The 16,203-nt window shown below is 62.2% G+C and carries 12 protein-coding genes and 2 pseudogenes; 8 read left to right on the forward strand and 6 right to left on the reverse strand.

Annotated features, from left to right (window positions below; all coding sequences use genetic code 11):
- Nucleotides 1-17: 17 nt before the first annotated feature.
- A pseudogene (locus tag ACHMW6_RS15320) lies at nucleotides 18-2,280 on the reverse strand (EAL domain-containing protein).
- Between the two features lie 202 nt (nucleotides 2,281-2,482).
- On the opposite strand from ACHMW6_RS15320, the gene aroC reads away from it, so the two are divergent.
- Both aroC and ACHMW6_RS15330 read left to right on the forward strand, forming a co-directional pair.
- A complete protein-coding gene (gene aroC / locus ACHMW6_RS15325; RefSeq protein ID WP_395407929.1) occupies nucleotides 2,483-3,583 on the forward strand; it encodes a chorismate synthase in 1,101 nt (366 codons plus the stop codon).
- On the forward strand, nucleotides 3,583-4,731 hold the full coding sequence (locus ACHMW6_RS15330; protein WP_395407930.1) for an MFS transporter: 1,149 nt from the start codon (nucleotides 3,583-3,585) through the stop codon (nucleotides 4,729-4,731). Before aroC ends, ACHMW6_RS15330 begins: the two co-directional genes overlap by 1 nt.
- On the opposite strand, the gene ACHMW6_RS15335 is transcribed toward ACHMW6_RS15330, so the two are convergent.
- A complete protein-coding gene (locus tag ACHMW6_RS15335; RefSeq protein ID WP_395407931.1) occupies nucleotides 4,732-6,219 on the reverse strand; it encodes an HDOD domain-containing protein in 1,488 nt (495 codons plus the stop codon). It lies immediately after the preceding gene.
- Nucleotides 6,216-7,895: a putative bifunctional diguanylate cyclase/phosphodiesterase gene (locus tag ACHMW6_RS15340; RefSeq protein WP_395407933.1), complete on the reverse strand. Its 1,680-nt coding sequence runs from the start codon at nucleotides 7,893-7,895 to the stop codon at nucleotides 6,216-6,218. The genes ACHMW6_RS15335 and ACHMW6_RS15340 overlap by 4 nt, the downstream gene beginning before the upstream one ends.
- A 304-nt stretch (nucleotides 7,896-8,199) precedes the next feature.
- On the opposite strand from ACHMW6_RS15340, the pseudogene ACHMW6_RS15345 reads away from it, so the two are divergent.
- From ACHMW6_RS15345 to ACHMW6_RS15365, 5 genes and pseudogenes are all read left to right on the forward strand, one after another.
- Nucleotides 8,200-9,886: pseudogene (locus ACHMW6_RS15345) on the forward strand (isovaleryl-CoA dehydrogenase).
- Nucleotides 9,883-10,467: a TetR/AcrR family transcriptional regulator gene (locus tag ACHMW6_RS15350; RefSeq protein WP_395407935.1), complete on the forward strand. Its 585-nt coding sequence runs from the start codon at nucleotides 9,883-9,885 to the stop codon at nucleotides 10,465-10,467. The pseudogene ACHMW6_RS15345 and the gene ACHMW6_RS15350 overlap by 4 nt, the downstream one beginning before the upstream one ends.
- 60 nt (nucleotides 10,468-10,527) lie before the next feature.
- On the forward strand, nucleotides 10,528-11,178 hold the full coding sequence (upp, locus tag ACHMW6_RS15355) for a uracil phosphoribosyltransferase (protein WP_395407936.1): 651 nt from the start codon (nucleotides 10,528-10,530) through the stop codon (nucleotides 11,176-11,178).
- Between the two features lie 4 nt (nucleotides 11,179-11,182).
- Nucleotides 11,183-11,533, forward strand: a complete 351-nt coding sequence (locus ACHMW6_RS15360; RefSeq protein WP_395407937.1) for an Hpt domain-containing protein — start codon at nucleotides 11,183-11,185, stop codon at nucleotides 11,531-11,533.
- Between the two features lie 209 nt (nucleotides 11,534-11,742).
- The gene (locus tag ACHMW6_RS15365) at nucleotides 11,743-11,946 is read left to right on the forward strand and encodes a cold-shock protein (protein WP_395407938.1); all 204 of its coding nucleotides are present in this window, start codon (nucleotides 11,743-11,745) and stop codon (nucleotides 11,944-11,946) included.
- A 92-nt stretch (nucleotides 11,947-12,038) separates the two neighbouring features.
- Here ACHMW6_RS15365 and ACHMW6_RS15370 read toward each other — a convergent pair whose 3' ends face one another.
- Complete coding sequence (locus ACHMW6_RS15370) at nucleotides 12,039-12,953, reverse strand: LysR family transcriptional regulator (RefSeq protein WP_395407939.1); 915 nt, start codon at nucleotides 12,951-12,953, stop codon at nucleotides 12,039-12,041.
- 112 nt (nucleotides 12,954-13,065) lie between these two features.
- Between ACHMW6_RS15370 and aceB the strand changes: the two genes are divergently transcribed.
- Complete coding sequence (gene aceB, locus ACHMW6_RS15375) at nucleotides 13,066-14,655, forward strand: malate synthase A (protein WP_395407940.1); 1,590 nt, start codon at nucleotides 13,066-13,068, stop codon at nucleotides 14,653-14,655.
- A gap of 88 nt (nucleotides 14,656-14,743) precedes the next feature.
- Here aceB and ACHMW6_RS15380 read toward each other — a convergent pair whose 3' ends face one another.
- Both ACHMW6_RS15380 and gloB read right to left on the reverse strand, forming a co-directional pair.
- Nucleotides 14,744-15,397, reverse strand: coding sequence for a 2-hydroxychromene-2-carboxylate isomerase (locus ACHMW6_RS15380; RefSeq protein ID WP_395407941.1), 654 nt, complete (start codon nucleotides 15,395-15,397; stop codon nucleotides 14,744-14,746).
- An 11-nt stretch (nucleotides 15,398-15,408) separates the two neighbouring features.
- Nucleotides 15,409-16,194 carry a hydroxyacylglutathione hydrolase gene (gene gloB / locus ACHMW6_RS15385; RefSeq protein ID WP_395407942.1) on the reverse strand — a complete coding sequence of 262 codons (786 nt, stop codon included), beginning with the start codon at nucleotides 16,192-16,194 and terminating at the stop codon, nucleotides 15,409-15,411.
- Between the last annotated feature and the right edge of the window lie 9 nt (nucleotides 16,195-16,203).

A 16,203-nucleotide genomic window follows, 5' to 3' on the forward strand; every position in this document is an offset into this window, starting at 1 on the left:
TGGGCCGTGGGTTTTAATCAGGCGACGCCGGCCAGCGCGTCGTTGCTGAGCCATCCTTCGAGCGCGCTGCCCGTCATCGGGCGGGCGAACAGGAAGCCCTGGCCAAGCGGGCAGCCGAGGTTCTGCAGGATTTCGGCCTGGCGCTCGTCCTCCACCCCTTCGGCGATGACCGCCAGCCCCAGGTTGCGTCCCAGCTGCACCACCATCTCGGCGATGCTGCTGCCGCGTGCGGAATTCGTGATTTCGGTGACGAAGGCGCGATCGATCTTGAGGCGGTCGATCTGCAGGCGCTGCAGGTAGGAGAGGGACGAGAAGCCGGTGCCGAAGTCGTCGATCGCGATGCTCACGCCCGTCTGCTTGATCTGCCCCAGCATCTTGATCAGCAGGTCCGGTTCTTCCATCGCCATCGATTCGGTAATTTCCAGTTCCACGAATTCCGGCGGCGCGCCCGTTTCGGCCAGCGCGCGCCTCAGGGTTTCGAGGAAGAGCGGGTGGCGGAACTGCACCTGCGACACATTGATCGAAATCGTGAAGTCCTGATGGCCGGCCGCGCGCAACTCGACCAGTTCTCGGCAGGCCGTATGCATCACCCATTCGCCCAGATCGATGATCAGGCCCGAATACTCGGCGATCGGAATGAAGCGGTCCGGCGACACGAACTTGCCGTCGGGCGTTTGCCAGCGCAGCAGCGCTTCGGCGCCGACCGGCTTGCGCGTCAGCAGGTCGATCTGCGGCTGGTAGACGACGAACAGCTGGTTCTGGCCGAAGGCCGTGCGCAGCGCGTGCATCATGCGCACGCGTTCGCGGATTTCCACGCCCATGCTGCGCGAGAAGTAGAAGTGGCCCGCGCGCTGCTGGGTCTTGGCGCGCTTCAGCGCGATGTCCGCATCCTTCAGGGCATCGGCGCCGCTGCCATCATGTTCGGACAGGCGCACCAGGCCGAGCGTGGCGGACAGCTGCACGTCCTGGCCCTCGATGCTGAACGGCTTGGCGAACTGCGCGAGGATATTGGCCGGATCGACCTGTGCCGAATCGCCCAACACACAGAAAATGTCGCCGCCGATGCGCGCCACGGTAAGCTGTTGGCCCAGGCTGTTCTGCAGGCGTGCTGCGACGGAGGACAGCAGCAGGTCGCCAAACTCGTGGCCCAGCGCGTCGTTGGTCTCGGCGAAGTGGTCGAGGTCCACCAGGGACAGCGTAGCATCTTGCTTGGCGGGACCGGCCAGGGTCGCGTCCAGGATTTCAATCAGGCGCGTGCGGTTCGGCAGCTTGGAGAGGTTGTCGTAGAAAGCCGCCGTGTGCAGGTGGGACACCAGCTCCACATTCTCCAGCCCCACCGCCACATTGCTGCAGAAGATCTCCAGCAGCCCCTGTTCCAGTTCGCTGGCTTCCTGCGCCACTTCGAGGAAGGCGGCGAAAGTGTGGCTGGCCTTGCCGGCAAAGTGCAGGGTCACATAATCCGGGCCATAGAGATTTCTCCGCGCCGCCAGGCAGCGCTCCAGCGCTTCATGCGCGCGCGCGTCGTCCTCGGGCTTCAACTGCTTGCCAGTGAGGCGGGTGAAACTGCCGGCGGTAGCGACGATGGCCAGTTCATGCACGCCCGCGTCCGGGCACTCCTGGATGCACAGCACACCATTCGGCTTCATGCGACAGTACGCTCGCGGCCTGGGCCAGCACGCCGGCGGCAAAGTTGTGCATGCCGTGCAGCGCCATCAGCTCCGTGCTGGCGGTCAGGATCTTGCTCAGGCCGTGCCGGCTCTCAGTGATATTGCGGATCTGTTCGTAGGAGCGGATCGCGGCGGTCACGGTGGTGAACAGCTTGATGCGCGTGAGCTCGGACTTGGTCTTGTAATCGTTGATGTCGAAATCGCGGATGGCGTCGATCTCGGGCGCATAGCCCGGCTGGCCGGTGCGCAGGATAATGCGCACGTCCGCCAGCTTCAGGGTTTCACGGATATAGCGCACCAGGTGCAAACCGGCGTCATCCTGCTCCATCACGACGTCAAGCAGGATCACGGCGATTTCCTGTTCATGCTTCAGCAGCTCGCGCGCCTGCGCGGCCGAATAGGCGTGCACGAATTCAAGGGGGCGGTGCTGCATGTCCAGATTGCCGAGGGCGAAGGTGGTCGTCGAATGGACGTCCTCGTCGTCATCGATAATCATCACGCGCCAAACATTGCGGTGAGCGGTTGTGGCTGGCTGAGCGGGGTGCTCTTCTAAGAATACCAGATCATCCTGATCGTCCTTGCCTTGGTCAAGGGGCGTGATCGAAGGGGGCATGTGTCGCTTCTCCAGTGTCTCGGTGTTCTTTCCGAATTAAGTATATAGCGAATTGTTCAATAGAACGACCATTTAAACAATTTCCAGGGAGATAATTGGTTGCAATATGCAACATACATTTATTGCCGCTCCGGCATGTGGCTGGTTAGGCAAGTTGGAAAACGGTAGAATACGGGGTTCCCCCATCAGATGCGATCACGATATGTCCGGCAATACCTTTGGCAAGCTGTTCACCGTCACCACGTTTGGCGAATCCCACGGTCCCGCAATTGGCTGCGTTATTGACGGCTGCCCGCCGGGACTGCCGCTGTCCGAAACGGACATCCAGCCCGAGCTGGATCGCCGCAAGCCGGGTACTTCGCGCCATGTGACGCAGCGCCAGGAGCCGGACACCGTGCAGATCCTGTCCGGCGTCTACGAAGGCGTGACCACCGGTACTCCGATTGCACTGCTGATCAAGAATGAAGACCAGCGCAGCAAGGACTACGGCAATATCGCCGAGAGCTTCCGTCCTGGTCACGCCGATTACACCTACTGGCACAAATACGGCGTGCGCGACCCGCGCGGCGGCGGCCGTTCCTCGGCGCGCCTGACCGCGCCGATCGTCGGCGCCGCGGCCATCGCCAAGAAGTGGCTGAACCACCAGTACGGCACCGAATTCGCGGGCTGCATGAGCCAGCTGGGCGAGATCGAGGTGCCGTTCCAGAGCTCCGAGCACGTGCCGACCAATCCCTTCTTCGCCGCCACCGCGGATGAAGCCCTGATCGCGCGCATGGAAAGCTATATGGACGACCTGCGCAAGGCCGGCGACTCCATCGGCGCCCGCATCGACGTGGTCGCTCGCAACGTGCCCGTGGGACTGGGCCAGCCGATCTACGACAAGCTGGATGCCGACATCGCTTACGCCATGATGGGCATCAATGCCGTGAAGGGCGTGGAGATTGGCGCCGGCTTCGATTGCATCACCCAGCGCGGCTCCGAGCACGGCGACGAGCTGACGCCGGACGGCTTCGTCGGCAACAACGCGGGCGGTGTGCTGGGCGGCATTTCGACCGGCCAGGACATCACCGTGTCGATCGCCATCAAGCCCACATCCTCGATCCGCACGCCGCGCCGCTCGATCGACAAGCAGGGCAACCCGGTGACGGTCGAAACCTTCGGCCGCCACGATCCCTGCGTGGGCATCCGCGCCACGCCGATCGCCGAGGCCATGCTGGCCCTGGTGCTGATGGATCACGCGCTCATGAACCGCGCCCAGTGCGGCGACGTGAGTGTTTCGACGCCGGACATCGCCAGGAAGTAATGCCCGCCCAGTCATTCGGTTTCGCGCTTTTCCTCTTCTGTTACTACGCATACGCCGGCACCTTCTCCACCTATGCCTCCCTGTTCTTCAAGGGCAGGGGCATGTCGGTGGCGGAAATCGGCGTGCTGATGTCCCTGATCCAGGTGCTGCGCATCTTCGGCCCCAATCTCTGGGGCTATGTCGCGGATCATAGCGAACGCCGCGTCTTCGTGCTGCGCCTGACCGGCTGCATGGCGCTGACGGCTTTCACCGGCTTCTACATCGGTTCCACGTTCGCCGTCTATTTCGCAGCCATGGTGCTGCTCAATCTCTTCACCAGCGCGCAAGGTCCGATTTGTGAAGCGCTGATGATTTCCGAAATGCGTGGCGACCTCACGCACTACGGGCGCATCCGCCTGTGGGGCTCGATCGGTTTCATCATCACGGTGATGCTCGCGTCCTACGCGATGGACTGGTATGGCACGGAAGCGCTGCTGCCCGTTGCGGGTGCGCTGCTGGTATGTGTGATCGCCGCGGCTTTCCATCTGCGAGAAGTGCCACGCATGACGCACAGTGGCGCCAAGCCATCGCTGCTCGCCGTGTTGCGCAAGCGGGAAGTGATCGCCTTCTTTGCGTCGACAGCGCTGATGGTGGCCGCCCACACTTCGCTGTACACCTTCTACTCGCTCTATCTGGAACATCACGGCTACAGCAAGGCCGTTACCGGCGCCATGTGGTCGCTGGGTGTGATCGCGGAAGTGGCGCTGTTCTACTGGCAGGCGCCGCTGCTGAAGCGCTTTGGTCCGAAGCGGCTGATGTTCGTTTGCTTTGGCGTGGGCGTGGTGCGCTTTGCGCTCATGGGCGCAAGTCCGCATTCGCTGCATTTGCTGGTTATCGCGCAGCTGATGCACGCCGCGACCTTCGCCATGCACCACTCATCGTCCGTGATGACGATGCAGCGCTGGTTTGCCGGCCCGCTGCAGGCAAGGGGACAGGCGCTGTACATCAGCGTGTCCTATGGCCTGGGCGGAACGCTGGGCGGCCTGTTCCTGACGAAGTGCTGGGGTGCGTTGGGGCCGGAGTCGGTGTACTACGTGGCTTCCGGCCTGGTGGCGGCGGGCGCGGTGGCCGCGGCGCTGTCCTTCCGCTGGCAGCGCGCGGCCGCCTGATCAGGCCGCGGTCTTGCTGGCCGGTTCCGCCTGGTGGCGGCGCTCGACCGCCTTCATCACCAGCGAACGCATATCGTTCAACAGCGCGAACTCGGTGGGGCTGAGCGAAATCGGCGGGAAGGATTCGTCCCAGTCGCCGTAGAGGAAGCCGGTCGGCTGGCCGTTGGAGCACAGCGGGAGGATGACGAAGCTGCGGGCGTCCGACAGCGTGCTGCGCCACCACTGCGGGAGCTTGGCCGCGAATTTCGGGTCCTTGGCGTTTTCGATGAAGATCACGCGGTCACTGTTCAGCGCCGCGTGGAAAACGTTCGGCTCGTAACTATCGTCGAAGATCATTTCGGGCAGACGCTCGCGCACGCCTTCGCCGAAGGACATGCGCGCTGCATACTTGCCTTCGCGGCGGTTGCGCACAAACGCCACGGCGCGCGAGAAATCGAGACCCTTGTACACGCTTTCCAGTGCGATCTGCACCATCTGGCCCGGACTTGCGCTGTCGATGACGTCGCGCATATCGGCCAGGCCGCTGAGGAGAACGTTATTGCCTTGTGCGCGCTGGCGGGTCTTGGCCAGGGCCTTGGCGCGGCGCTCGGCAGGCTTGGACAGCGGCGCAATCGAGAGATCCGCGGCAGCGGCCACCTTGGCCTGCTCGATGGCCAGGGCCAGTTTGTCCGTGCTGACGCCGAGCATGCCGGAGTAGCGCGCCGTCAGGCGCTTCACTTCCTCGGCGCCTTCCTCGTCGTCGTGCCACAGCGCGCCCGCGCACATGGTGGACATGGTGGATACGCCGGCGATCCAGTCTTCATGGCTGACAGGTTCGCCTTCTTCCGGCGGCTCCACCACGCGCATGCCCGAAATCAGGTTGGACGGCAGGCCCCAGTGCAGGGCGGCCGCGCGGCCGATATCCTGCAGCGTGGTGCCGAGCAGCTCGTCCGCCGCGCTGTCTTCCTTGCCAACGCCGGCGCGGCGCTGCATCTCGGTCCAGCGCTCCGGCATGTAAAAGGTGACCATCATGCGGCCCAGGGTGTGCAGCATCGAGCACACGACCGCTTCCTCGCCGTGGCGGGACTCGGCGGAGGTCGACACCTCGCGCGCCACGATCCCGGCCAGCACGGCCTTTTCCATTTCGATGTGCGCCAGCCCCGAATCGGGCGACGCCACGGACAATTCTTCGATCAGCTTCAGTCCCAGCGCCAGATGGCCGATGGCGTCCGTTCCCAGCACCACCACGGCCTTGCTGACCGTGTTTACGTGCTGGCCGAAAGCCGAGTACATGCCGCTGTTCGCCAGGCGCAGCACCTTTTGCGTCAGCACGGGATCGGAGAGCACCGTGCGCGCCATATTGAATTCGGATTCGTCCTCGCCGCGCATGGCGCCAAGGATGGCCGTGATGGCCTTGGCAAAGCCCGGCATATCGCCCTGCAGGCGGGTGCGCTCCCACAGCAGGGCCAGGGTTTCTTCGCCCAGCGGGCTGCGCACGGTCGCGCTCATTGCACCACCTGCGGCTGTTCGGCGGCCTGCATCAGCGAAGCGTAGGTACGCTCCTTCAGCGCGGCCAGCGCGGTATGCGGCGCCATCGGCTTGCCGGTCAGGTAGCCCTGGATGTACTGGCAGCCGCGCGCTTCGATGTAGCTGTATTGATCCTCGGTTTCCACGCCCTCGGCCACGACGGACAGGTCCAGGTGCTTGGCCAGGTCCAGCACGGCGCTGCAAATGGCGGCATCCTTGTCGGAATTGGGCAGGTCGCGGATAAAGGTGCGGTCGATCTTCAGCACTGAGATGGGGAAACGCTTCAGATAGGCCAGCGAGGAATAGCCGGTACCGAAATCGTCGATGGCGATGCGCGCCTTGCGGTCGGCCATTTTACTGAGGATCGTTTCGGCGTGAACCGGATCGATCATGAGCGTGCCTTCCGTAATTTCCAGCACCAGCTTTTCGCCCGGCACGCCGGAGAAAGAAATTGCGTCATCAAGAACATCGAGGAATTTATCGTTTCGAAATTGCCTTGGACTAATATTAACAGAAATATAAAGTGGTCGCTTGGCAACTTCCTCAAACTGTTTTAACTGGACGCAAGCCGATTTCAAAGCCCAGGCGCCCAGCAAATTAATCAGGCCATTGGTTTCTGCAATTGGCACGAAACGGGCCGGCGGGACCATGCCCAAAGTAGGGTGTTTCCAGCGCATCAGGGTCTCGAAACCCTCGATCTCGCGCGTGCGGGCGTCCACGATAGGCTGGTAATACAGCAGGAATTCACCCTCGCGCACGGCCTGGAACATGGCCGCTTCCAGCGAAATATCGTGCTCCGGCGGGCCGCTGTGGCGCGGGCTGTAGACCACGCAGCGGGCCTTGCCGGTTTCCTTGGCGCGCGACATGGCGGCATCCGCCATCGCCACCAGGCGCACTTCGTCTTCGGCGTGCTGGGGATAGACGGCAACGCCGACCGACGCGCCCACATAAATCGTGTGCGAATCCACTTCGAACGAGGATTGCAGGGTGGCCAGCAGACGGCCCGTTACCAGTTTGATCTGCGCTTCGTTATAGGTGCCCGGCAGCACGGCGACGAATTCGTCGCCGCCGACGCGGGCCAGGGTATCGCTGTCGCGCAGGGTCTTGCGCAGGCGCTGGGCGGCCATGCGCAGCACGGCGTCGCCGACGGGGTGGCCGAGGCCATCGTTGACTTTCTTGAAACTGTCGAGGCCGATGGTGGCAACCGCGAAGCCCTGGCCGGAACGGCGCGCCTGGGCAATCGTCATGCGGATACGATCGGACAGCAGCAGGCGGTTCGGCAATTCGGTCAGCGCATCATGAGTCGCCATATGGCGCAGGCGCTCTTCGGTGGCGTGCTGGTTGGTCATGTCGCGGCCGACCACCAGGACTTCGTAAGCGCGCGCCGCGTTCGGATAAACGGAAAGCCGCAGCTCATACCAGATGTCGCGCTCGGGCGACTTGAAACGTACTTCCACGCGTACCGCGCCCTTGGCCAGGACTGACTCCGCCAGCGCCGATTTGATGGCTGCCTGGTCGAGTTCGGCGATCAGGGATAACAGGGGCTGGCCTTCGATTTCATTGCCACGGCCAAATTGGCTGACGCTACGGCGATTTGCAAACAGAACCTGGCCGAGCATATTAAGGCGAAAGACAATGTCACCAGCCTCTTCAAGCATGAAATCCATGTCCTGGCGAGGCGGTTGTAAAGGGACTGTCGGTGAGCTGGAAAGCATTGTTGCGCTCTATTCTTTCGCTGAGGTACATACCAGAAAGAAATGTAACACTGAACGCCCATTAATTACATGAAAAAAAACAATACATGACAATGTTTTGGGGAAATTTGTTGTCGCCAGTGGCAAATCTGCCTTTCAAAACTTTAACTAGTTACTTTAAGGAATTAATTTCACCGAGCAACTGCTTGCTTCGCAGTGACCATTGGTCTAGCCTTTAATGCAAGCGGACAAACCACAAGAGGGCGAGATGAACCGTTTTGATACCCATGAAGTATTCAACCAGGTCAGGCCTTTCGAAAACGTGAACCTGTTTACTTGCGACGTGGCGCTGCGCGAGGCGCTGGAGCGCGAGGGCGGCGGTTCTTCGATGGCGTCGCTGATGGAGCTTGGCGCGGATCTGGGCAGTTCGGATGTGCTCGATCTGGCCCGCCAGGCCAACGAGAATCCGCCCAAGCTGCGCAATTTCGACTCCGGTGGCCGCCGTATCGACGAACTGGAATTCCATCCATCCTGGCACAAGCTGATGGAAATGTTGATCGAAAACGGTGCTCACGCTTCGCCCTGGGAAGGCAAGCACCACGGCGCCCAGGTAGCGCGGGCCGCGCGCTACATCCTGTTCGGCCAGGTGGAAAACGGCTCGCAGTGCCCGGTGACGATGACTTATGCCTGCGTGCCGGCGCTGAAGCAGTCGCCCGCGCTGGCGGCACGCTGGCTGCCGAAAATCCTCTCGCGCGTGTACGACCCGCGCCCGCTGCCGATCGACCAGAAGCGGGGCGCCATCATCGGCATGGGTATGACGGAAAAGCAGGGCGGTTCGGACGTGCGCGCCAATACCACCGCGCGCCGAGCCGGTACCGCCGTCCGAAGCGCGCGACCTGTTTGGCGGCGATGGCGACCAGGTGTTCCGCATCACAGGCCACAAATTCTTCTTTTCGGCGCCCCAGTCCGATGCCCACCTTGTGCTGGCGCAGACGGAGGACGCGGGCAGCGCGGGTTTGTCCTGCTTCCTGATGCCGCGCTACCTGCCGGATGGGAGCCGTAACCAGATCCGCGTGCAGAGGTTGAAGGACAAGGTAGGCAACCGCTCCAACGCTTCGTCCGAAGTGGAATTCACGGGCGCCTACGGCTGGCTGCTCGGCCAGCAGGGCCGGGGCATTGCGACCATTCTCGAAATGGGCAACCACACGCGGCTCGATTGCGTGCTCGGCACGGCCGGCATCATGCGCAGTGCGCTGACCCATGCGCTGCACCACGCGCGGCGCCGCAGCGCCTTCGGCAAGCCGCTGGCGGAACAGCCCCTGATGCAGAACGTGCTGGCCGACCTGGCGCTGGAATCGGAGGCCGCCACCGTTTTCGCCATGCGCCTGGCGCGCTGCTTCGATCATATGAACAATCCGGCGGAAGCCATCCTGGCGCGCCTGCTCACGCCGGCCGGCAAATACTGGATCTGCAAGCGCGGCCCCGCCTTCGGCGCGGAAGCGATGGAGGTGATGGGCGGCAGCGGCTATGTCGAAGAGAGTGCGCTGGCGCGCCTGTACCGCGAGCTGCCGGTGAATTCCATCTGGGAGGGTTCGGGTAATGTGATGTGCCTGGACCTGCTGCGCGCGCTGGGCAAGTCGCCTCAGGCGCGCGAAGTGCTGGCGGCCGAACTGGCGCTGGGCGGCCATGGCAATCCGGACTACAGCCGCTATGTGGACAGCCTGCTCAATGAGCTCTCCAACGCCCACGGCGACGAATTCGGCGCCCGTGTGCTGGCCGAGCGCATGGTGCTGGCGGTCCAGGCGGCGCTGCTGCTGCGCCACGCGCCGGACTTCGTCAGCTCCGCCTTCGTGGCCACGCGCCTGGCGCGCGAGCCGGGCGGCGCATTCGGGCGCCTGCCTGCCGGCACGCAATGCGAGGCCATCCTGCAGCGCGCGCTGATCGAGAACGCATGACCCGCCTGCCGCCCGCCGATGCCAACCGGCGCGGCGAGCTGCTGCGCGTGGCGGCACGCCTGTTTCGCGAGAAGGGCTACGACGGCACGACCACGCGCGACATCGCCGACGCCGCGCACATGCGTCCGGGCAGCCCCTTCTACCACTTCAAGAGCAAGCAGGACTTGCTGGCCGCCGTGATGGAGGAAGGCTTGCTGGCCAGCCTGCCGGCGGCCGAGGAAATCGCCCGCGGTAGCGTGCCGCCGCGCGCCAAGTTCGAAGCGCTGGCCCAGGCCCACCTGGAGATGGTGCTGGGCGAAGGTCACGACTTCATTCCAGTGCTGCTCTACGAATGGCGCTGCCTGAGCCCCGAACTGAAGGAGCGGGTGAGGGCGCAGAAAGAGCGCTACGACGGCTTATGGCAGGTCGTGATCGCCGAGCTGGACGCGGCCGGCCTGCTGCGTACCGATGCCAGGACGGCGCGCCTGCTGCTGGTGGGTGCCCTCAACTACAGCGTGCAGTGGTACCAGCAGGGCGAGTACGGCTCCATCCGTGAACTGGCGCGCAAAGTGGGCGCCCTGTTTTTGCCGCCCGAACCATAGACAGCGCTTCCCCTTGGCTGGGATAATGCGGCATACCAACCGAATTCGTATAAAAAACACATGAAACAAGATCCGCGTTTCCCGAACCTCTTCATCACCGACCACCCGCTGATCCAGCACAAGCTGAGCCATATGCGCGACAAGGCCACGTCCACGCGCACCTTTCGGGAACTGCTGAAAGAAATCACCCTGCTGATGGGGTATGAAATCACCCGCGACCTGCCGCTGACCACGCGCCAGATCGAGACTCCGCTGATGACAATTGACGCGCCTGTCATTGCAGGCCGCAAGCTGGCCGTGGTGCCCATCCTGCGCGCCGGTATCGGCATGAGCGATGGCCTGCTGAACCTGGTGCCCTCCGCCCGCGTCGGCCACATCGGCGTGTTCCGCGACCCTGAAACCCACCAGCCGGTGGAATACCTGGTGCGTCTGCCGGACCTGGTCGACCGTACGTTCATCCTGTGCGACCCGATGGTGGCTACCGGCAATTCGGCCGTGCACGCGGTGGACGTGCTGAAGAAGCGCGGCGTCGGTGACGACCAGATCATCTTCCTGGCCCTGGTGGCGGCGCCGGAAGGCATCGAGGTGTTCCAGAAGTCCCATCCGGGCGTGAAGATGTACTGCGCCTCGCTGGACTCCCACCTGAACGACCACGCCTACATCATTCCGGGCCTGGGCGACGCGGGCGACCGCATCTTCGGTACCAAGTAAGACGATGGCCACCGGTCCTGTCGATCCCGCCTTCCAGGACCGGCTGCAGGCGCTGCGCGACAAGTACGCAGCCAGCATTCCCGAGCGCCTGCAGGCTGTCGCCGACGCGCTGGCGCTCTGCCGGGGCGCCATTGGCAGCGAGCAGCATATAGAACAGCTGCATCACGCCCTCCATTCCATCGCCGGTTCCGCCGGTTCCTTCGGCTTCAAACCACTTGGCGACGACGCGCGCCGGGTCGAACAGCAGGTTCGCGCCCTGATGGGAAAGGAGCGTAGTTGGGAGGGAATAGAGCAGGAAGTCGAGCAACTGTTGCAATTGTCATACAAACAATTCTCTTTGCGGCCGCACGGTTGATTTTTCTCAAACGCGGCCACAAAATATTGTCTATAGTGACACATATGACCCATTCGGGCACGAAAGACACGATTCGTATTTTTATTTTCACAGAATCGTGTTTTTGACGCCTAATTGGGTATAATGCGGGATCGTTTAGATTCAGTAGTAACAGCTGGGTTCAAACGATATCACGAGCGAAAGCTCTTTTAACTGTAATAGGAATTGTAATGGCAACTGGTATCGTAAAATGGTTCAATGACGCTAAGGGTTTCGGTTTTATCACCCCTGATGAAGGCGGCGAAGATCTGTTCGCGCACTTCTCGGCGATTCAATCGACCGGCTTCAAATCTCTGCAAGAGAACCAACGCGTATCCTTCGACGTCACCGCTGGTCCAAAAGGCAAGCAAGCATCGAACATCCAACCGCTGTAATACAGCTGGATCAAACGACAAAAAATCCTCGGCACCCGAGGATTTTTTTTCGCCCCTACATTTTGGGGCCAGGCACGAAATGCTACACGGCCTCATGTAACAGAACGTGCCTGACCCCATAGGCGCTGGGCGTAGGTGTGGCGCAGGAAGTCGACGAAGGCGCGGATGCGCAGGGGCAGGTGGCGGCGCTGGGCGAAGACGGCGTAGATGTCGTTGCCGGGCGCGCTGTATTCGTCGAGCACGGTGCGCAGGCGGCCGGCTTCGATGTCGCCGCCCACTTCCCACATCGAGCGCCAGGCCAGGCCTTTACCGGCCAGGACCCAGTCGTGCAGCACCGCGCCGTCGTTGCAGCTCATATTGCCGGACACCTTCAGCGTCACGTTCTTGTCGTTATCGCGGAAGGTCCAGCCGCGCTGGCTGCCTTCGCTGCTAATGGGCATGCAGTTGTGCCTGGTGAGATCGTCCAGCGTCTTCGGCACGCCGTAGCGCTTCAGGTAGGCCGGCGTGCCGACCACTACGCGCTGATTGTCCGCCAGCTTCACGCTGACCAGGTTGGAGTCCGACATCGATGCGATGCGGATCGCCACATCCACGCCCTCGCCAATGATGTCCACCACGCGGTCGTTGAGGTTCAGCGTGACCGATACTTCCCGATGCTCCGCCACAAAGGAGGGAATCAGCGGCGCCACATGCTGCCGTCCAAACCCCGCCGGCGCCGAGATCAGCAAGTGTCCTGTTGCGCGCGCGCTGCGTTCGGCCACCGCCGCCTCCGCGCTTTCCAGTTCGGAAAGAATGCGCTGACAGTCCTCAAGAAAAGCTGCGCCTTCATCAGTCAGAGCGAGCTTGCGCGTGGTACGCTGCAAGAGCTTCACGCCCAGCCGCTGCTCCAGCGCGTCCAGCCGGCGCCCGATAACGGCGGGCGCTATGCCCTCCGCACGCGCTGCTGCGGAGAGGCTGCCACGGTTCACTACTTCTACGAAAGTCGAAATCTGCCTGAACTGTCCCATAGGATCCCATCTATGACAAAAACGCACAGATGAAGTGCGTTTTTGTCTCGTTTGATTATGTTTTTAGTCAATATACTGGAAAAAACACACCTCAACTACAACGGAGAATACTATGAGCATCACTTTGCCAGCTGGTATGGAGATCAAGGGCGAAATCAAGCCGGGATATGAGCAGATCCTGACCCCGGAAGCCCTGGCCCTGGTGGCCAAACTGAGCCGCGCGTTCGAACCGCGCCGCCAGGAACTGCTGGCGATGCGCGTGGCCCGCGCCAAGCGCCTGGATGCCGGCGAGCGTCCGGACTTCCTCGCCGAAACGGCACACATCCGTAATGGCGACTGGACCATCGCACCGATCCCGAAAGCGCTGGAATGCCGCCGCGTGGAAATCACCGGCCCCGTTGAGCGCAAGATGGTCATCAACGCGCTGAACTCGGGCGCGGACGCCTACATGACCGACTTCGAGGATTCGAACACCCCGAACTGGAACAACCAGATCACCGGCCAGATCAACATGATCGACGCCGTGCGCAAGACCATCACGCTCGAGCAAAACGGCAAGTCGTACAAGCTGAACGAAAAGACCGCGACCCTGGTCGTGCGTCCGCGCGGCTGGCACCTGGATGAGAAACACGTGCTGGTGGACGGCAAGCGCATCTCCGGCGGCATCTTTGACTTCGCCCTGTTCATGGTCCACAACGCGAAAGAGCAGCTGGCGCGCGGCGCCGGTCCATACTTCTACCTGCCGAAGATGGAATCGCACCTGGAAGCGCGCCTGTGGAACGATATCTTCGTGATGACCCAGGACGAACTGGGCCTGCCGCAAGGCACGATCAAGGCCACGGTGCTGATCGAAACGATTCTCGCAGCCTTCGAAATGGATGAAATCCTGTACGAACTGCGCGAGCACAGCTCGGGCCTGAACGCCGGCCGCTGGGACTATATCTTCAGCTGCATCAAGAAGTTCAAGCTGGATAAGGACTTCTGCCTGGCCGACCGTCCGAAAGTTACGATGACGTCGCCCTTCATGCGTGCCTACGCGCTGCTGTTGCTGAAGACCTGCCACAAGCGCAATGCACCGGCGATCGGCGGCATGTCTGCACTGATCCCGATCAAGAACGATCCGGAGAAGAACGAAGTCGCCATGGGCGGCGTGCGCACCGACAAGGCGCGCGATGCGACCGATGGCTACGACGGCGGCTGGGTCGCGCACCCGGGCCTGGTCGACCTGGCCATGACCGAGTTCAAGAAAGTGCTGGGCGACGCGCCGAACCAAATTTCCAAGCAGCGTCCGGACGTGGACGTGAAGGGCGCCGATCTGCTGGATTTCAAGCCTGAAACTCCGATCACCGAAGCGGGCCTGCGCTACAACATCAACGTCGGCATCCATTACCTGGGCAGCTGGCTGGGCGGCAATGGCTGCGTGCCTATCCACAACCTGATGGAGGACGCCGCTACCGCCGAGATCTCGCGCTCGCAGGTGTGGCAGTGGATCCGTACGCCGAAGGGCGTGCTGGAAGATGGACGCAAGGTCACCGCCGAAATGGTGCGCGCGATGATTCCCGAAGAGCTGGCGAAGGTGAAGGAAGCGGCGCCGGATGGTTCGAGCCCGAACTACGGACGCGCGGCGCAGATTTTCGAGAAGATGTCGACGTCGGAAGCGTTCGAAGAATTCCTCACCTTGCCGCTGTACGAAGAGATTTAAAACCCACGGCCCAAACCTGGTGTCTGCCACATCGTGGCAGACACCTGTTTCATGCCGTGGGTTTTCGGCAGAAGCCGGCGGCGCTTTATCAAACGCGGCGCGTCGCGAGAGGTGGCTGATCGAGGAAGCGTTTGAGGCGCTCTTCGTCGATACGATGTCCGGCAATCCGCCGCATCAGATAATCGATGCGGTCCGCGCCCCAGAACAGTTCACCCTCATACTCAAACGTCGGCACGCCAAACACGCCCGCGGCCAGCGCGCGATCGGTCGCTGCAGCCAGCGCCTGTTTGACTTCAGGCGAACCGCATGCCGCCACCAGCGCCTCCCCATCCAGATCGCAGTCCGCAGCCACCGAACGCAGCACATCCACATTGGACACATCCCGTCCGCCCTCCCAGCATGCCGCGAACATCGCCACCACAAAGCGAATCCGCGCGCGACGATCGCCGATGGCCGTCGCCATGCGCAAACCGGGCAGGGGATTGAAGGGATGCCCCGGCGGACCCACAAACTCCAGCCCCTTGGCATCCGCCAGCCGCATCACATCACGGAAAGTCTGTTCGCGCTTGGACGGAATCTCGGCCGGACCTTTCTGCCCATTTGCATTGAGCATGGCTGCAAATAGCACCGGTTCCATCTCCACCACCACGCCAACCGACTCGATGCGCTCGATCTGCCTGGTGGCCAGCCACGCGAAAGGGCTGATCGGATCGAAGTAAAAGCGGACGACTTTGCTCTGCATAGGACTCCCGTTCAGAAGTTATTCTTCCACTGCCTCAAAGCTGCAAACACTGCCAGCGGCGATGCGTTGGGCGCCACTCTTCCCTCAGCCGCCAGCAGTTCGCCGATGGCCGGCTCCCAGCTGCGCAGGAAAGGATTGGTGGCGCGTTCCAGGCCGATCGTGCTCGGCACCGTCGGCATGCCGCGTTCGCGCTTGGACGATTCATCGTGCCAGCGCTGCTGCAGGAACTCGTTGCCCGGCTCCACCGTCAGTGCAAAGCGCAAGTTCGACAGCGTATACTCGTGCGCGCAGAACACCTTGGTTTCAGCCGGCAGTGCGGCCAGTTTGCCGAGCGAGGAAGTCATTTGCTCCGGCGTGCCTTCGAACAAGCGTCCGCAGCCGCCCGCAAACAGCGTATCGCCACAGAAGACCCAGGGCTCGGCGCCATCGCGCACATAGGCGATATGGCCGCGCGTATGGCCCGGTACATCCAGCACGCGCAGCTCCAGATCCAGCCCGGGCACCTTCAAATGGTCGCCTTCAGCAAGCGGATCGGTGACGGCAGCGATGGCGTCATTTTCAGGTCCGAATACGGGAACCTCGTAATGCTGCAATAATTGGGGCACGCCGCCGATGTGGTCAGCATGGTGGTGGGTGAGTAGAATGGCGGTAAGTACCAGTCCGTGATCATTCAGTGCGGCAAGTATTGGCGCCGCATCACCGGGGTCGACGGCCACGGCGTGTTTTCCGTCGTGGATCAGCCACAGATAATTGTCTTGGAAAGCGGGAACGGTGAGAACGGAAACTGGATTGGTCATTGGCTCAAA

This window comes from Pseudoduganella sp. UC29_106 (assembly GCF_044055365.1).
Lineage (GTDB): Bacteria > Pseudomonadota > Gammaproteobacteria > Burkholderiales > Burkholderiaceae_D > Rugamonas.